Annotated in this window: 13 protein-coding genes and 2 pseudogenes; 6 read left to right on the top strand and 9 right to left on the bottom strand. The window is 71.4% G+C overall.

Annotation, left to right across the window (positions count from 1 at the left end; translation table 11 throughout):
- Positions 1–123 precede the first annotated feature (123 nt).
- Positions 124–809: pseudogene (gene msrA / locus KGS77_RS12250) on the bottom strand (peptide-methionine (S)-S-oxide reductase MsrA).
- Positions 810–916: 107 nt separating this feature from the next.
- Entirely contained in the window at positions 917–2,044 is a 1,128-nt protein-coding gene (locus KGS77_RS12245) for a hypothetical protein (protein ID WP_242580952.1), read from the bottom strand.
- A gap of 232 nt (positions 2,045–2,276) precedes the next feature.
- Here KGS77_RS12245 and KGS77_RS12240 point away from each other — a divergent pair, with 232 nt between their 5' ends.
- Positions 2,277–3,437 carry a cystathionine gamma-synthase gene (locus tag KGS77_RS12240; RefSeq protein ID WP_242580951.1) on the top strand — a complete coding sequence of 387 codons (1,161 nt, stop codon included), beginning with the start codon at positions 2,277–2,279 and terminating at the stop codon, positions 3,435–3,437.
- Between the two features lie 132 nt (positions 3,438–3,569).
- Here the strand turns inward: KGS77_RS12240 and KGS77_RS12235 are convergent, their stop codons facing one another.
- The 3 genes and pseudogenes from KGS77_RS12235 to KGS77_RS12225 form a co-directional block, all read right to left on the bottom strand.
- A complete protein-coding gene (locus tag KGS77_RS12235) occupies positions 3,570–3,821 on the bottom strand; it encodes a hypothetical protein (protein ID WP_242580950.1) in 252 nt (83 codons plus the stop codon).
- Between the two features lie 248 nt (positions 3,822–4,069).
- Positions 4,070–4,534, bottom strand: a pseudogene (locus KGS77_RS12230) (sigma factor-like helix-turn-helix DNA-binding protein); the annotation flags it as partial.
- Positions 4,535–4,954: 420 nt separating this feature from the next.
- Positions 4,955–5,455 carry a MarR family transcriptional regulator gene (locus tag KGS77_RS12225; RefSeq protein WP_242580949.1) on the bottom strand — a complete coding sequence of 167 codons (501 nt, stop codon included), beginning with the start codon at positions 5,453–5,455 and terminating at the stop codon, positions 4,955–4,957.
- 800 nt (positions 5,456–6,255) lie between these two features.
- Between KGS77_RS12225 and ilvA the strand changes: the two genes are divergently transcribed.
- The 3 genes from ilvA (at position 6,256) to KGS77_RS12210 (ending at position 9,685) form a co-directional block, all read left to right on the top strand.
- Complete coding sequence (ilvA, locus tag KGS77_RS12220; RefSeq protein WP_242587431.1) at positions 6,256–7,419, top strand: threonine ammonia-lyase; 1,164 nt, start codon at positions 6,256–6,258, stop codon at positions 7,417–7,419.
- Positions 7,420–7,691: 272 nt separating this feature from the next.
- A complete protein-coding gene (locus KGS77_RS12215) occupies positions 7,692–8,819 on the top strand; it encodes an ATP-binding cassette domain-containing protein (RefSeq protein WP_242580946.1) in 1,128 nt (375 codons plus the stop codon).
- Entirely contained in the window at positions 8,816–9,685 is an 870-nt protein-coding gene (locus KGS77_RS12210; RefSeq protein ID WP_242580944.1) for an ABC transporter permease, read from the top strand. Before KGS77_RS12215 ends, KGS77_RS12210 begins: the two co-directional genes overlap by 4 nt.
- A gap of 178 nt (positions 9,686–9,863) precedes the next feature.
- Here KGS77_RS12210 and greA read toward each other — a convergent pair whose 3' ends face one another.
- Complete coding sequence (gene greA / locus KGS77_RS12205; protein ID WP_242580942.1) at positions 9,864–10,361, bottom strand: transcription elongation factor GreA; 498 nt, start codon at positions 10,359–10,361, stop codon at positions 9,864–9,866.
- Between the two features lie 316 nt (positions 10,362–10,677).
- Complete coding sequence (locus tag KGS77_RS12200; RefSeq protein ID WP_242580940.1) at positions 10,678–11,088, bottom strand: DUF4307 domain-containing protein; 411 nt, start codon at positions 11,086–11,088, stop codon at positions 10,678–10,680.
- A gap of 93 nt (positions 11,089–11,181) precedes the next feature.
- Here KGS77_RS12200 and mca point away from each other — a divergent pair, with 93 nt between their 5' ends.
- Together mca and KGS77_RS12190 are read left to right on the top strand one after the other, a co-directional pair.
- Positions 11,182–12,054, top strand: a complete 873-nt coding sequence (gene mca, locus KGS77_RS12195) for a mycothiol conjugate amidase Mca (RefSeq protein WP_242580938.1) — start codon at positions 11,182–11,184, stop codon at positions 12,052–12,054.
- Positions 12,055–12,058: 4 nt separating this feature from the next.
- Entirely contained in the window at positions 12,059–12,316 is a 258-nt protein-coding gene (locus tag KGS77_RS12190; protein ID WP_242580936.1) for an RAMP4 family protein, read from the top strand.
- A gap of 609 nt (positions 12,317–12,925) precedes the next feature.
- Here the strand turns inward: KGS77_RS12190 and KGS77_RS12185 are convergent.
- Together KGS77_RS12185 and KGS77_RS12180 are read right to left on the bottom strand one after the other, a co-directional pair.
- Complete coding sequence (locus KGS77_RS12185; protein WP_242580935.1) at positions 12,926–16,198, bottom strand: tetratricopeptide repeat protein; 3,273 nt, start codon at positions 16,196–16,198, stop codon at positions 12,926–12,928.
- Positions 16,199–16,895: 697 nt separating this feature from the next.
- Entirely contained in the window at positions 16,896–17,450 is a 555-nt protein-coding gene (locus KGS77_RS12180; RefSeq protein WP_242580934.1) for a Uma2 family endonuclease, read from the bottom strand.
- Between the last annotated feature and the right edge of the window lie 4 nt (positions 17,451–17,454).

Here is a 17,454-nt window from a genome sequence, read left to right as displayed (position 1 = left end):
CATGAGCGCATTTCCCTCGCTCGAACGAGTGAGGGAGAAGCGATACGGCTACCCTCCCGGGCTGGCACGCGGTAACCATGGCCGGGGGCTGTGACACTGCCGTGGGGCGGTCTACTCGTCCCTCTACTCGTCCGTGGCTTCCGGCGACGGCGACGGAGCGATGCCCGTCGGGCAGGAGACGCCCGTGCCGCCGATGCCGCAGTAGCCTGCTGGGTTTTTGTCCAGGTATTGCTGGTGGGGGGCTTCGGCGGGGTAGAAGGGGCGGGTGGGGGTGGCGGGGAGGATTTCGGTGGTGATGGGGCCGTAGCCGGAGTTGTGGAGAACGGCCTGGTAGGCGTCGCGGGAGGACTCGGCTTCGCGTTGCTGGGCGGGGAGTGGGTGTAGATGGCGGAGCGGTACTGGGTGCCGACGTCGTTGCCCTGGCGGAAGCCCTGGGTCGGGTCGTGGGACTCCCAGAAGAGCTTCAGGAGGGCGGAGTACGGGACGACGGCGGGGTCGTAAACGACGCGGACGGTTTCGGTGTGGCCGGTCAGGCCGCTGCACACCTCTTCGTACGTGGGGTGCGGGGTGTGGCCGCCCTGGTAGCCGACGAGGGTGGTCCATACGCCGTCGGTCTGCCAGAACTTCCGCTCGGCGCCCCAGAAGCAGCCCAGGCCGAAGTCGGCGATCTCCAGGCCCTCGGGGTAGGGGCCGAGGAGGGGGGTACCGAGGACGGTGTGACGCTCGGGGATGTTGAAGCCGGGCTCCGAACGGCCTTTGAGCGCCTCTTCGGGGGAGGGGAGACGGTTCTTGAAGCGGTGGAACAGCATCGGGTCGGCTCCAGGCGGAGGGGGAGGGAGAAGGTGGTAAGGGTGTCGGGGGCAGTTGTCGGCCCTTGGGGGAACGTCTTGCGGGGTGGGGGAATTCCGGGGAGTCCCTATGGGGTCGGAGGCTGCGTCGGGGGCTGGGGCGGGGAGGTGGGGGAGGTGCCGTCCAGGCGTTGCGCGCCGGCGACGGCCAGGGCGCGGTAGGCGGCGTACTCGGCGGCGGGGCGCGGACTGTAGGACCACGGGACGGCGCCCACGTGGCCGTCCACCAGGCGGATCTGCTCCAGTGCCTCCGCGTAGCGCTCGGCGCGGACCAGGAACCAGATGAGCAGGTGCCGGACGTGCGGCGCCACCGGGTGGTCCGCCGGGGCCTCCCGCAGCGCGAAGTGCGCCCCCTCGATGGCGCGTTCGACGACCGCGCTCTGGTAGAGGCCGTGGACCAGGTTCGCCTCGGGCAGGTGCTCGTACACGGAGAACAGCGGCAGGGCGGGCAGCAGGCTCCCGGCCGGGGCGGTGGCAGCGGCCCGCTCGGCGAAGGCGTCGGCCTCCTGCTTGGACCCGTGCCACTTGTGCGACCAGTAGGGGAGGGCGGCGAGGTGGGCGCCCATGTGGTGCGGGGCGCGCCGGGCCACTTCGGACCACAGCGCCTCGTACTCCGCCCCGCGCTCGCCCAGGCCACGGGCGACGGCCAGCTCGGTGATGTACGGGACGGGGCTGCCGGGCGCCAGCAGCGCGGCCTCGCGGCAGACCGTACGGGCCTCCTCCAGGATCATGCGGAAGTCCTGCGACGAGGGGTCGCGCAACGCCTGGACGGTGAGGAACTGGGCGTGGGTCTGCGCCCCTCCCGGGTCCTTGGGCGCCTCCGAACGCCACGTACGCAGCCAGATCCCGCCCCGCCCCGGCTGCTCGGCGAGTTCGAACGCGGCGGCCCCGGCCAGCGTCTGGACCCGCTGCCAGCGGCGCTCCCAGTCGTCCCCGGTGGCAGCCAGGAGCTGGGCGGCCGGCCGCCAGTCGTGCGTACGGCGGATCTCCTCCAGCGCCTCCTCCAGCTCGGGGTCCGGGCCGGGCAGCCGTACGTCCAGCTCCTCGGCGGGGGCGAAGCCGTGGCCGGACACCGGGTCCGTGGCCACGGACAGGCCCTGCCGGGCCTGCTGCGCGCCCTGCCTGCGCCGCAGCCAGGGGAGGAGGACGACACCGCCGATCGCGGTCACGGCGATGAGAACCAGCAGAGCGTCCATGTGAGGAATCCCGGGGTGGTGGTTTGGTGATGGTTTGGGGTGGGTGAGTGGGATGAGCGGGGTGGTTGTGCGGGGAAGGCTGGGACGGATGTGAGTGGATGGGTGAGCTGGGGCGGGCCGGGCGGTGAGCGGGTGAGCGAGGTTTCGTACGTATGGCTCGTATGTTTCCACTATCCAGCGAACCAGAAAGTTCCGAAAAGTTCCCGGGTGTGGGCGACTACCCTCGGCAGGCATGAGCGATCAGCGCGACCAGCGCCACCAGCATTTCGAAACCCTCGCCATCCACGCAGGTCAGGAGCCCGACCAGGCGACCGGCGCGGTGGTACCGCCCATCTACCAGGTGTCCACCTACAAGCAGGACGGTGTGGGCGGGCTGCGCGGCGGCTACGAGTACAGCCGCAGCGCCAACCCGACCCGTACCGCCCTCGAAGAGAACCTCGCCGCCCTGGACGGAGGCCGCCGGGGTCTGGCCTTCGCCTCCGGCCTCGCGGCCGAGGACTGCCTGCTGCGGACCCTTCTCACTCCCGGCGACCACGTCGTCATCCCCAATGACGCGTACGGTGGAACGTTCCGCCTGTTCGCGAAGGTCGTGGAGCGGTGGGGGGTGGAGTGGTCGGTCGCCGACAGCTCCGACCCGCAGGCCGTACGAGCCGCGCTGCGGCCCCGTACGAAGGTGATCTGGGTCGAAACCCCCAGTAATCCCCTCCTGGGCATCACGGACATCGCGGCCGTCGCCGATGTCGCCCGGGACGCCGGGGCGCGTCTCGTCGTCGACAACACCTTCGCCAGCCCCTACCTCCAGCAGCCGCTCTCCCTAGGGGCGGACGTGGTGGTCTACTCCACGACGAAGTACATGGGCGGCCACTCGGACGTCGTCGGCGGCGCGCTCGTCGTCAACGACGACACCCTCGGGGACGAACTGGCCTACCACCAGAACGCGATGGGTGCCATCGCCGGCCCCTTCGACGCCTGGCTGGTGATGCGCGGCATCAAGACACTGGCCGTACGGATGGACCGGCACAGCGCCAACGCCTCGCGCATCGCCGAACTGCTGACCTCGCACCCCAAGGTGACCCAGGTCTACTACCCGGGGCTGCCGGAGCACCCGGGCCACGAGACCGCCGCCAAGCAGATGCGTTCCTTCGGCGGCATGGTCTCCTTCCGCGTCGAGGGCGGCGAGCAGGCGGCCGTCGAGGTCTGCAACCGGGCGAAGCTGTTCACCCTCGGTGAGTCGCTGGGCGGCGTCGAGTCGCTGATCGAGCACCCGGGACGGATGACGCACGCGTCGACGGCGGGCTCCGCCCTGGAGGTCCCGGCCGATCTCGTACGTCTGTCGGTGGGCATCGAGTCCGCGGACGACCTGCTGGCGGACCTCGCCCAGGCGCTGGGGTAGGCCGGGCGGTACGGCCGGGGGCGGGCCGGGCGGCAGCGGCGGTCCGGCGGTTCGAACGGCCGGGCCGTATGAGTAGTCCGGCGTGCGGCGGCGCGAACAGCCGGCGGTCCGAACAGTCCGGCGGTCCGGTGATCACCACCCTTCCACGGGAGGGGTGGTGATCGCCGGCGGCGGTGACCACGGCTGGTCGACGGTCACCCAGATCACCAGTGCCAGCAGGGCCGTGAGGGTCAGCAGCCAGACCAGGCGGCGCAGCAGGCGGCGGCGGGCCAGCAGCCGCCGGCCGCGCTCGGCCGCCCGAGCGGCCAGGTCGGGCGGGACGAGCGGGTGCGGGCCGTCGAGCAGCCGCCGCACCTCTGCCTCCTTCCGGTCCGGGAGGTTCATGGCAGGGGGGATTCCGTACGGGGCGCTTCCGTACGGGGCGCTTCCGTGCGGGTGGCTTCGGCGCGGGCGGTCCCGGTGCGGGTGACTGCTGTACGCGAAGGTTCCGTAGGGGAGGCCGACAGGTCGGGCGATTGGCCGGGTGACGGGCCGACCGGGGGCTCGGGCGGTGGGGCGGGGTCGATGAGGGGCGCGGTCGGGGGCCGGGGCGGGGAGCCGTACGGGGTGGCGGGCGAGGGCTTGGGGGGATTGCTGCGCATTTCCCCGATGGCACGCAGACACAGGTGGTGTACGCGCTCGGCGGGCAGCCCGAGTTGAGCGGCGACCTGCTCCTCGGCGACGCCCTCGTACAGGCGCAGCACGAGAACGAGGCGCTCCGGTGGCGAGAGCCGTTCCAGGAGACCGCCGCGGCGGCGCGGGTGCCGACCGTGCCGCAGGCGGCGGGGGAGGCGCTGCCGCCAGGCGGTGTGGGCGAAACGGGCGGCCAGTTCCTGGCGGGTGCGGTCGTACGGGTCCTCGCCGCGCAGCCGGTCCCAGGCGGCGTACGTACGGGCCAGCGCGGCCACGAGCAACTCCTCCGCCGCCGGGGCCGGTTGGCGTTCCGGCTCGCCGGTGAGGAGCGTGGCGGCACGCAGCAGCCGGCCTGCCGCGCCCGCCACGTACGCTTCGAACTCCCGGGCGCGGCGGCGCTCTTGCGCTTCCCGCCGCTCTCGCACAGCGCCTCCCGGCCGTCGCCCTCCATAGCACGGCAGCCGCCACGATCCGGTCAAGGGGGCCGACGGAAGCCGGCCGCCGTGTCCGCGAGGGCGGCTGTATCCGTAAGGGCGGCCGTACGCGTAAGGGCGCGGCAGGGCCCGTAGGAACGATGCGGTCACCTGCGGGCCGTTCAGCCCCTTACGGGTCGGGCGGGTCCTGACGGGACGGTCAGCCCCTTAGGGGGAGGTCTGGCCCCTACGGGACGGTCAACCCCCTACGGGCAAGCTTGGCCCCTATGGGCAAGCCTGCCCCCTACGGGGCGGTCGGCTCCCTACGGGAAGACAGGGCCCCTGCGGGTGTGCCGCGACCCTGCGGGGACGAGGCCCGCCCGTAGGGGGCGTGTGGGCCGGTCGGCCGGGCCGGTCGGCCGGGCGGACGGGTCAGGAGGTGGGGCCCGCCGGGGGCAGGGAGGCGGTGACCGTGGCGAGGGAGGTGTTGAAACGCGTCAGGAGCGTGCAGAAGGCGTCCCGCTCCTCCTCCGTCCACTCGTCGGTCACCAGCGCCATCAGGGCGCGGCGAGAGGCCCGTACCTCTTCCAGGCGGGTCCGGCCGCGCTCGGAGAGCTGGAGCACCACGGCCCGGCCGTCCTCGGGGTGCGAGGCGCGGGTGACCAGGCCCGAGTCGACGAGCGGTGCGACCTGCCGGGTCACGGTCGAGGAGTCGATGCCCATCCCGGCGGCCAGGGCCTTGACGCCCATCGGCCCTTCCTGGTCGAGGCGGTTGAGCAGCAGGTAGGCGGCGCGGTCCATGGAGTTGCGCGCCTGCCCGACGCCGCCGAGCCGGCTCTGTTCGGCGCGGCGGGCGAAGACGGCGACTTGATGTTGCAGCGCGTCGAGAAGAGCGGGGTCGGTGTGGGTCGTCATGTCCGAAGAGGTGGGCATGGCCGGGAGCTCGCTTCATGGGATGCGTACGGATTGGGGGACAGAGTACGCGGCCCGGGCGCGGACCGTACCGGCGCTGCCCAAACCGACGGGGGCGGACCGGTGCCGGGTGCGGACCGGATCCGGCCCGCAGAGCGTTTCCGGCCTGTTCCACAGGCGGACCGGATGTAGGGCGCTTCTGATGGATCTCCGCGGCCTCGCGACGCCCGGCACGCACCCTCGCCGCACGGCGCAAAGGGACAGGTGGCTCCGCCACATGACCCTTCACACCGCACGCCGAGCGCACGCACCGAACACCGCTCCGTCTTCCACGGAGATCCATCAGAAACGCCCTAGCCCTCAGGGCGGTCCCGGTCCGGCCCCGGGTCGGATCGGACCCCACCCCGAAGGGGCGCGGATCAGGTCCCGGGGCGCCCCTGACCTGGACCCCGACCGCCACCCCGAGCGCTCCCGGCCCCGGCCCCGCAAGGCATCGGGGTCCGGTCCCGGAAAGCGCCGGCGGCGGGTCCTGGGGACGGCCGGACCTGCCCGGAAGTGAGCTGTAAGACTTGGCTACATGGCCGATCACACGCCGCACGCGTCCACTGCCGTCCCCACGCCCGCGCCCACCCCGGCGCCCGCGTCCGCCTCCGCCCCCGCCCCGTACCGCGCCCGGCGCCCGTACCGCGCCCGGTGCGGGGCCCGGCCCGGAGCCCAGAGCGAGGCCCGGTGCGGAACCCCGGGAGGAACCCGGCGCGGCGCCCGCCACCGGTGCACTGCGCGCGACGGTGAGCATCGACGACGTACGGGAAGCGCAGAAGATGCTCTCCGGGGTCTCCCGGTCCACGGCCCTGGAGGGCAGCCGCCATCTGTCGGCCCTGGTGGGCGCCCCGGTGCACCTGAAATGCGAGAACCTGCAACGTACGGGGTCCTTCAAGATACGCGGCGCCTACGTCCGTATAGCCGGTCTGTCGCAGGAGGAGCGGGCCGCCGGCGTGGTCGCCGCGAGCGCGGGCAACCACGCGCAGGGCGTCGCGCTGGCGGCCTCGCTGCTGGGAGTGCGCTCGACGGTGTTCATGCCGGTCGGGGCGCCGCTGCCCAAGGTCGCGGCGACGCGTGAATACGGGGCGCAGGTGCGGCTCCACGGGCAGGTGGTGGACGAGACACTCGCGGCGGCGCAGGAGCACGCGCGGGCCACGGGCGCGGTGTTCATCCACCCCTTCGACCACCGGGACATCATCGCCGGCCAGGGGACGGTCGGGCTGGAGATCCTGGAGCAGTGCCCCGAGGTCCGTACGGTCGTGGTCGGGATCGGCGGCGGCGGTCTGGCGGCGGGCATCGCCGTGGCGGTCAAGGCGCTGCGGCCGGACGTACGGATCGTCGGGGTGCAGGCGGCGGGCGCGGCGGCCTACCCGCCCTCGCTGGCGGCCGGGCGGCCGGTATCGATCGAGTCGCCGGTGACCATGGCGGACGGCATCAAGGTGGGGCGGCCGGGCGATGTGCCGTTCAAAATTGTTGGCGATCTGGTGGACGAGGTCCGTACCGTCTCCGAGGACGAGCTTTCCAGCGCTCTGCTGCTGTGCCTGGAACGGGCGAAGCTGGTCGTGGAGCCGGCCGGGGCGAGTCCGGTGGCGGCGCTGCTCTCGCAGCCGCGGTCCTTCGAGGGGCCGGTGGTGGCGGTGCTGTCGGGAGGAAACGTCGATCCACTGCTGATGCAGCGGATCCTGCGGCACGGCATGGCCGCCGCGGGGCGCTATCTGTCGCTGCGGCTGCGGCTGACGGACCGGCCGGGAGCGCTGGCGACGCTTTTGGGGGTGTTGTCAGCGGTCGACGCCAACGTCCTCGACGTGAGCCACGTACGGACCGATCCACGACTCGGACTCACGGAAGCGGAGGTGGAGTTGCACTTGGAGACGAAGGGGCCGGAGCACTGCGCCGAGGTCGGTGCGGCGCTGCGCGAGGCGGGTTACCTCGTCATGGAGTGAGCGGCGGACAGCGCCGGGGCACTGGCGAGCGGCCGGTGAGGGACTGACTGCCGGGTGACCGGCCGGCACCGTCCGTCGGGGCGTCGCGATCCGGCTATCGCGTTTTCCTGAATATGTGTCGCGATGTATCGCGTCTCGGGTAGTATCCGTGCTCGGGCTGCCGCCGGGCTGAGTCGGCGTGGTCCAAAGCGGACGCATGCCTGCCCAAGCGGGCGAGGTCCGACGAACGTAATGTTTCTCCTGGAACTAACCCAAACATTGGGAGTACCCACATGCCAGGCGCCATTTACGCCGAAGGTCTCGTGAAGACCTTCGGCGACGTGAGGGCACTGGACGGCGTCGATCTCGACGTTCCCGAAGGCACTGTCCTCGGTCTGCTCGGCCCGAACGGGGCAGGCAAGACCACCACCGTGCGCGTCCTCACGACCCTGCTGCGCCCCGACCAGGGCAAGGCGGTCGTGGCCGGTATCGACGTCCTCAAGCACCCGGACGAGGTACGCCGCTCCATCGGCCTGTCCGGCCAATTCGCCGCCGTGGACGAGTACTTGACCGGCCGTGAGAACCTGACGATGGTCGGCCGGCTCTACCAGATGAGCGGACGCGCCGCGAAGGCGCGCGCCGGGGAGCTGCTGGAGCGCTTCCACCTCGCCGACGCCGGTGACCGGCCCGCCAAGACCTACTCCGGCGGTATGCGACGCCGGCTCGACCTGGCCGCGGCGCTGGTCGTCAGCCCGCCCGTGATGTTCATGGACGAGCCGACCACGGGCCTGGACCCCCGCAACCGACAGCAACTGTGGGACGTCATAAAGGAACTGGTCGCCGGCGGTACGACCCTGCTGCTGACCACCCAGTACCTGGAAGAGGCCGACCACCTCGCGCACGACATCGCCGTGGTCGACCACGGCAAGGTCATCGCCCGCGGTACGTCCGACCAGCTCAAGGCCCGCACCGGCGGCGAGCGCGTCGAGGTCGTCGTCCACCTCCCCGAGCACATCGCCGTCGCCGACGAGGTCCTGCGCGGCTTCGGCAAGGGCGAGGGCAAGATCGAGCAGCACACCCGCAAGCTCACGGTCCCGGTGACCGGCGGCGCCAAGCTGCTCGCCGAGATCATCCGCGAGCTGGACACGCGGGGCGTGGAGATCGACGACATCGGGCTGCGCCGTCCGACCCTGGACGACGTGTTCATCTCCCTCACCGGCCACTCCGCCGAGACCGGGGAGGACAGCGGCGACGGCACGGGCGACGGTACGGGTGGCGGCGCGAAGGGCCGTACGGCCGGCCCGCACGACGTCACGGACGCCGTGCCCGCCGACGTCACGGACGCCGTCCCCGCCGACGACCCGGCGGCGGGCGCGAAAGGCCGTAAGGCCGGCAAGCCCCGGAAGGAGGCCGCGAAGTGAGCACGCTGACCGACACGGCCGGGATCAGGACCCCGCGCCCGCGCGGCGGCCTGGCCCGGTCCGTGCGCGACTCCCTGGTCGTCGCCCAGCGCAACCTGATCCGTATGGCCCGCATCCCGGAGATGGTCATCTTCGGCCTGATCCAGCCGATCATGTTCGTGGTGCTGTTCACGTACGTCTTCGGCGGCTCGATCAACATCCCGGGCGCCCCGCCCGGTGACGCCCAGGCGTACCGCGAGTTCCTGATGGCGGGCATCTTCGCGCAGACCGTCACCTTCGCCACGGCGGGTGCCGGCGCGGGGATCGCCGACGACATGCACAAGGGCCTGATCGACCGGTTCCGCTCGCTGCCCATGGCGCGCGGCGCGGTCCTCACCGGCCGTACGCTCGCGGACCTGGTGCAGACCACGCTGACCCTGGTCGTGCTCGCGGTCGTCGCCCTGATCATCGGCTGGCGCACGCACGAGAACATCTTCAAGGTGCTGGCCGGCTTCGGCCTGCTGCTCCTGCTCGGCTACGCGTTCTCCTGGATCGGCGCGCTGATCGGCCTGTCCGTGCGGACGCCCGAGGCGGCCACGTCCGGCGGACTGATCTGGCTGTTCCCGCTGACGTTCATCTCCAACGCGTTCGTGCCGGTCGACGGCATGCCGACGTTCCTCCAGCACGTGGCGGAGTGGAACCCCTTCAGCGCCACGGTCCAGGCGGCCCGCGAGCTGTTCGGCAACACCGTGCCGGCCATGAGCAAGTCGGTGACGGGCGCCTGGCCCATGGATCACCCGGTGCTGGCGTCGATCCTCTGGTCCGTCGTGATCATCGCGTTCTTCCGCACCCTCGCGGTGCGCAAGTACCGGTCGGCGACGGCCTGACGTACGCGTAAACACATACCACGTACGCGTACACATGCCAGAGCCCGCGATGAACGCGTGCGCTAGGAACATGTGCGCTATGTACACGTGAGCGGCCCGGAGCGTGGATGCTCCGGGCCGCTGTCGCTGCTGCCGCTGTCGCTGCTGCCGCTGTCGCTGCTGCTGCTGTCGCTTTGCCTCAGACCGTGTACGGCTTGGCGTCGAGGATCTTCACCGACGCCTTCTTGCCGTTGGGGAGCTCGTACTCCGCGGTCTCGCCGACCTTCTTGCCGTTGACACCCGTGCCCAGGGGCGACTGCGGGGAGTACGTCTCGATGTCCGAGCTGGCGTACTCGCGCGAGGCCAGCAGGAAGGTCAGGGTGTCGTCCGGGTCCCCGTCGAACGCGATGGTGACGACCGTGCCGGGAGCCACGACACCACTGGCGGCGGGAGCCTCGCCGACCTTCGCGTTCTCCAGCAACTGCTTGAGCTGGCGCATGCGAAGGTTCTGCTTGCCCTGCTCCTCCTTGGCCGCGTGGTACCCGGCGTTCTCCTTCAGGTCACCTTCCTCGCGGGCCGCCGCGATCTTCTCGGTGATCTCGGCGTGTGCGGGACCAGACAGGTACTCCAGCTCTGCCTTGAGCTGGTCATACGCCTCCTGGGTCAGCCAGGTGACGTTGTCGCTGGTCTGGGTCACAGGTGCTCCTCGTCGGTACTGGGGATAAATCAAACGCCCTACCAGGAAGGGTGCGCCTTCACGGGTGGGCGAAACCACGAGCCTAACAATTCCCGCGCAGGACCGGGAAGAGGATTTCCGTCAGGAACGCGTTACCGCTGGTCATCGCCCTTGGCGCGGGCCACCCCGCGCGTCGCCCGCCGAACGGGCATGACCGGTCCCCTCCGGTCCATGGCCGGTCTCCTACAGGTTCGGCACAGGTCTCGCTGCCGACCCCATCACCCAGTCGTCGGTCAGCCATCACTCAGCCGTCGGTCAGCCGTCGGCCGGCCGACGGTCAGCCGCCGTCGGAGGAGGTGCAGCCCACCAGCACGGCATTGGTCGCCCGCTGCGTCGTACGGATCGTGACCTCGGTGTCGACCTGGTCCGTGCGCTGGTCGACGGTGACGTCCTTGCGCCCGACCTCGGCGCCGCTCTCGGCCTGCGAGCGCAAGGTGCACACGCCCTTGTCGTCCGTGCCCTTGACGATCTCCAGATGCACCTTGACGGCGTGGTCCGAGACCGCTTTCCAGGTGATCACCCGGCCGCTGAGGTCCTGCTTGGAGATGTACGAGGCTCCGGCCCAGCCCACCACGCCGAGGAGCGCGACCCCCAGCACCGACCCGATGATCTTCAGCTTGCGGTCGGCGCGCTGGTCGGAGGAGCGGCCGTAACGTCCGTCCGGGAGTCCTTCGCGCACCGCTGCCATGATCAAACCTCCTGCTGGGGTCCGGAATTAAACGACCCCCGATTCGGTCACTATAGGAGGCATCTTCTCCGGCCCTTCACTGAGGATCGAGTCTTGACTGAGCAGTTGCGAATGATGGCGGTTCATGCGCACCCCGACGACGAGTCGAGCAAGGGCGCGGCCACCATGGCCAAGTACGTGTCCGAGGGGGTGGACGTGCTGGTCGTCACCTGCACGGGTGGGGAGCGCGGCTCCATCCTCAACCCCAAGCTCCAGGGTGATCCCTACATCGAGGAGCACATCCACGAGGTACGCAAGAAAGAGATGGACGAGGCCCGGGAGATCCTGGGCGTCAAGCAGGAGTGGCTGGGCTTCGTCGACTCCGGGCTGCCCGAGGGCGACCCGCTGCCGCCGCTGCCCGAGGGCTGCTTCGCGCTCCAGGACGTCGAGGAGGCGGCCGAGCCCCTGGTCCGGCTGATCCGTGAGTTCAAGCCGCAGGTCATCACGACCTACGACGAGAACGGCGGCTATCCGCACCCGGACCACATCATGACCCACAAGATCACCATGGTGGCCTTCGAAGCCGCCGGGGACGCGTCGAAGTACCCCGACGCCGGCGAGCCCTGGCAGCCGCTGAAGCTCTACTACAACCAGGGCTTCAACCGGCCGCGCACCACGGCGCTGCACGAGGCGCTGCTGGAGCGTGGCATGGAGTCGCCGTACGGGGAGTGGCTGGAGCGCTGGAAGGAATTCGAACGCCGTGAGCGCACCCTCACCACGTTCGTGCCCTGCGCCGACTTCTTCGAGATCCGCGACAAGGCGCTGATCGCCCACGCCACGCAGATCGACCCCGACGGCGGCTGGTTCCGCGTTCCCATGGACATCCAGAAGGAGGTCTGGCCGACGGAGGAATACGAGCTCGCCAAGTCATTGGTGGGAACTTCCCTCCCCGAGGACGACCTCTTCGCGGGCATCCGCAACAATTGACCCCATGATGAGCGCGACCAGCACCCTCGCCATGACGCACTTCGTCAGCCTTGCCGACAGCTTTGACAAGAACAAGGTGACTCCCGGCGTCCTTGGCTTCATCGTCTTCGCGGTCATCGGCGGTGCCGTCTGGCTGCTGATGAAGTCCATGAACAAGCGGATGAAGAACGTCGACTTCGAGGAGGCACCGGACCCCGCTGCCGAGCAGCAGCCGGCCTCCTCGGCGAAGGGCGCCGAGGGCGCGCGGCCCAAGGCGTCCTGAGACGGCCTGATCACTCAGCGCCGCTCAGGCCGTAGGTCGTAGGCGGTAGGCGGTAGGCCGGAGGAAATGGACGGCAGGACGTCCCGTACGTCCTGCCGCTCTCCTGCCTCCGCCCCGGGACCGCGGCGGCCCGCGCCGCGGGGCACGGAGTGCCCGTACGGGACGTCCCGTACGTGGCCGAGGCCGTCACGCCCGCACACGGCGGGTCCGCACACGGCGGCATGGCGGTATCGCCTCGAAACCCGTACGGCGCGCCGACGGGGCCGTACGACGCCGTACTGCCCTGTTCCGCCCCGCCCCGGGCGTGGGGCGGACAGGATCCGCCGTACGAAGCCGGAGCCGTGCCGCGCCCACGGGCCGTCTCCGGCTGTCTCCGGCCGCCGCCGGGTCACCCGCGCGGCCGAACGCCACGCCCGGCCGCCCCGCCGGCTCCCGCTTTCCCAGAAATGCCGCCCGCCCGGCCGTACCCCGGACCCTGCCCGCTCAGTCGAGCCCCTCTCCCCGTCCTCCCTGTCACCGCCCACCTCCGACACCGCCCTCACCGGCACCGCGCTCGCCGGCCCGTGCGCCGGGAACCCGGCCCCTGCCCCGTCTGCGCCCCGCTCCGGCTCAAGGGCTCGGCGGGGATATGGACACACCCATGACTTCCCGGGCGTGACGGTTGGGGACCATGCCGAGCTGCCACGCCTGCCAGCCCGTCTCCGGCTCGACCCCGTGCTCCAGCAGCAGCCGGAGCGCCTGGGCGCAGTCCTCCAGCTTCGAGTCGCGGCTCTCGTGCTCCTCCTGTGCCAGTTGCTCCAGCTCCTCCCGGGCCACGGCGGTGCCGACCACCGAACCGCCCGGTGAGGCGAACGGCAGGAGGGTGCAGCGCAGGAAGCGGGCCCAGTCCTCGCCGCGCCGGTCGCCGTACCCGGCGAAGATCCGCGCCGCCTCGTCCGCCAGCTCCAGGGCCTGCGCCGCCCGCCCGTTCCCCGCGTCGATGATCACCAACTCCAGACAGGACCACGCCTCGCCGTGCGGCACGCCGATGCGGTGGAAGTCCTTGCGGGCGTCCTGGAGGAGCTGCCGGGCGAATCCGCTGTTGCGCAGCGAGCCGGTCTGTGCGGCCCGCAGATCACGGGTGACCCGGCCCGAGTGGTGCCGGGCACAGGCCAGCCCGTAACCGTCCTGCATCCGGCTGAACATCGTCCGCGACCGCTCCAGGTGCCGCAGCGCCGCGTCCTGGTCACCGCGCTCCTCCAGCGACTGGCCCAGGTAGTACAGCGTCCACGCCTCGCCCCGCGCGTCTTCGAGCCGCCGGTGCAGCGGCAGCGCCTGGCGCAGCCGCTCGGCGGCCGGAGCCGGATCACCGTCCACCAAACGGGCCCGGGCCAACTGGGTCGTCGCCCACGCCTCGCCCCGCTCGTCGTGCGTACGGCCGTACAGATCCATCGCCGAGTGGAACTCCCGCTCGGCCGCCGGCACCACACCCATCCGCAGATACACCTGCCCGAGCTGGAAGTGCGCCCACGCCTGGCCGTGCAGGCTCTCGCTGCGGGCGTGCAGCTCCAGCGCCTCGCGCAGCAGCGCCAGCGCCTCCTGGATCCGCGCACGGTCCCGTTCCACCGCCGCCAGGGCGTGCAGCGTCCACGCCCGGTCGCCTTGCAGCTCCTCCTCCGTCTGCATCGCCAGCGCCTCGCGCAGCCTGGCCGCCGCCTCGGTCAGATTGCCCTGCTGCTGGAGCGTGATGCCCAGGTCCCGCAGGGCGCGGGCGGCACCGGCCGGGTGCTGCGCCTGGAAGTACAGGTCGACCACCGAGGAGAGCGTCGTACGGGCCGTGGACAGTTCGCCCAGTTGGCGGGCCGCCACGCCCGTACGCCACCGCACGGACCGTACGAGCAGGCCCTGATCGGCCGCCTTGGTCAGCTCGCTCAGCTCACCGAGCTGATACAGGTCCCCGCGCAGCAGGCAGTAGTCGGCCAGCGCGCCCAGCAGATGGGAGACCGCTGCCTGGTCCACGTCCTGGTCGGCGTGGCGCAGCGCGGAAGTGATGAAGCCGGTCTCGTCGTCCAGCCACTGGAGGGCCGCGTCCAGCGACGTGAAGCCGTGCGAGCCGAAGCGGTCGGCGCGGGTGGAGGTCCGGCCGTCCACGAGCCGGATCACGGAGTCCGCCAGCTCCGCGTAGCTGCGGATCAGCCGCTCCTGGGCGGTGCTCCGCTCGCCCGGTTCCTCCTCGTCCACCAGCCGGGCGTGGGCGAAACGGTGCACGAGGGTGTGCAGCCGGTAGCGGTCGTTGCGCACCCGCTCGATCAGCCCGGCCGCCGCCAGCGTCGTCAGTTGCCGTTCGGCCTCGTCCTCCTGGACGCCCAGCAGCGCCGCCGCCGCGGCGGTCCCCAGACTGGCCCGCCCCACCAGCGCCAGCCGGCGCAGCAGCCGCCGGGCCGTCTGCGACTGGTCCGTGTAGCGCAGCCGCAGCGCCCGCTCCACCGGGGCGGTCGGCCCGTACGCGTCCAGGGCCGTGGCCAGCGCGGCGGGAGTGCGCAGCCCGAGGGAGGAACCCGCCACCCGCAGGGCCAGCGGCAGCCCGCCACACAGTTCGGCGATCCGCTCCAGCGCCCCGGGGTCCCAGGCGTCGGCCGTCTCGGCCCGGGACGCGTCGGCCGCCGCGCGCAGCAGTTCCTCGGTCCCCGCCGGGTCCAGGCCGTCCACCGGGAGCTGATGCACCCACGCCTGGAGGTCCTCGGGCAGCTCCATGGGTTCGCGGGCGGTGACCAGCACCAGGCTGTCGGAGCGGTCCGGCACCAGCAGGCGCACCTGCGCGGGGTCGGAGGCGTCGTCCAGCAGGACCGTCACCGGCACCCCTGTCACGTGCTGGTGATACAGCTCGGTCAGCCGTTTGACGTGCTGCTCCTGGGAGGGCCGCTCGCGGAACAGCAACTGCTCACGCGGCGCGCCCAGCCGGTCGAGCAACTGCAACAACGCGTCCCTGGTCGACAGCGGCGCCTCGCCGGGGGTGTCCCCGCGCAGATCCACCATGCACGCGCCACGGAACTGGTCCCGGAGCTGGTGCGCCGCCCGCACGGCCAGCGCGGTGCGGCCCGAGCCCGGCTCGCCGTGCAGCACCACCACCGTCGGGCGGGTCGCCGTACTGGCCCGCGCGGCGTGCACCCACCGGGCGATCCGCGTCAGGTGCTCCCGCCGCCCCGCGAACGGCCCGACGGGCAGCGGAAGATGGTCGAAGGACTGCTCCAGTACGGAGCGCTGACGGGCCGCCGCACTGCGGTCCACGCCGCGCCACTGCGTCATCCGTTTGGTGGCCGGCGCGCCGCTCTTGGCGGACGATCCGCCGCCCCGGGCCGCCGCCGTCAGCATCCGCTGCTGATCCAGGAACGGCCGGATGCCGCGTACCTCCAGCGCCGTCAGCCACTGGAGCCGTAACTGCTCCGGCCCGCCCGGCTGCCCGCGCATCCCCGCCTGCTGGTGCGCCGCCGGCCAGTAGCCCGCCGTCAGCTTCACCAGCGTGGCCGTGGCCCCCGCCACCACCACGACGGCCCCCACCCCAAGGGCCGCGCCGGCTCCCGTGCCGTACGCCAGGTCCGTACCGAACGCCGCGAGCGCCGCCACGGCCGTCACCACCGCGGGCGTCCCCAGCTCCTTGCGCGACAGCCGCTCGGACAGCGTCCGCCGCCCGGCCGCCGCCTCGTCCAGCGCCCGGACGTACGCGCCGTACTCCTCCGCCGCGGATCCCGCCAGCTCCTCCAGCGCCGCGCGCCCCCGGGCGAGCAGCACCTCCCTGTCCACCCGTCCGGCCGAACGCCGTACTTCTTCTTCGACGGCTCGCGCCAACAGCCCTTCCGCTTCCGCCCGATGACCGTCACGCAGGACAGTCAGTGAGCCCGGCATGCGCTTCCCCCTCCAGCAGACTCCAGCAGAGATCGGCTTCGTACGCACAGTGTTCCGCGTCCGTGCCGATTGCGGCAGGGCTGTGGATAACTCCCGCCGTCCCCACACCATTCGGCGCGGCTGTACGCGCCGCCCAGGGGCTTCTCGGGCCACTCCCACGACTTCTTCCGCCGGGACATTCATGGCCGTAGGCGTTCCCGTCGCTCAGAGAGTGACGGGGAAGCTGAGACCAGGGGCAGATGCTCCGCTGATCTGCTCGGCGGCCTCGGCGGCTCCGGCGCTGCCCGGCTCGGCCTACTGCCGTGGGATGGCCTGGCACCCGATTCGCGAGAGCCGCCATGTGATGGCGCACGAGTGCGACAGCCGCGGCGCGACTACCGCGACCTGCTGGCCGCATCCATCAGCAGCTAGGCGGCCCGATCGTGCCCGTCTGAGGCAACGTCAACGTCTGCGACGGGGCTGGCTCTTCAACCGCGCCGTCTCCACCCCGAACACCTCGTCCAGCGCATCCGACGCGGCCTCCGGCACTCCAGTACCGCAGCGACCCCTGAGACGGCTGCCTCGAATGAGATCGGCTCGGCCATCAGACCTGCCTGAGCATCTCACGACGTCACAAGTTCAATCTCAGTAGTCAGCGAAAAACCAAAATGTGGCGCTACCGGTCAAGCGCCGGAAGCTGGGCGGCTTCTTTCGTTCCTTACGTGACCCCAAGGTCGACCGCTACGGAGAAAGGCGCGGTGGCCTTCACTGTGCCCGTGAACATCTCACCGTCCCGGTAAGCCTTGGTGGCGGGATCGAGAACATAGGTGTAGATGATCGGGACGCCAGTGGCGGCCTGCTCGACCCGCCAGTAGAAGGGGATGCCGGGCTTGGCGTACTGGTCCACCTTCACGATCCGATCGGTGGTCTCCGAGCCGGGCAACACGACCTCGACGACCAGGAGCACGTGCTCGGGGCGGGTGGGCGCGAGGTCGATGGTCTCCGCACGGTAGACGGTGACATCCGGACGGCGATTGGTCAGGGGAGCGTCCTGCAGGCGGACGTCGAAGTCCGTATCGGCGTTCCAGTCCGGGCCTGCGGCGGTGTCCAGGGCATTGGCCAGGATCCGGGCCAGCCGGTTGTGCCGCTTCGAGGCGCTCGGGCTCACGACGACCATTCCGTCCACGATCTCAATGCCGGCACACTGCTCCTCGGACCAGGAGTCGTACCGCTCCGCGCTGATCTGGGTGTGCATCCACGCAGGCGCCACCATCTCG

This window comes from Streptomyces sp. MST-110588, from assembly GCF_022695595.1.
Classification (GTDB): domain Bacteria; phylum Actinomycetota; class Actinomycetes; order Streptomycetales; family Streptomycetaceae; genus Streptomyces.
This window is presented reverse-complemented; position numbering and strand designations above follow the sequence as displayed.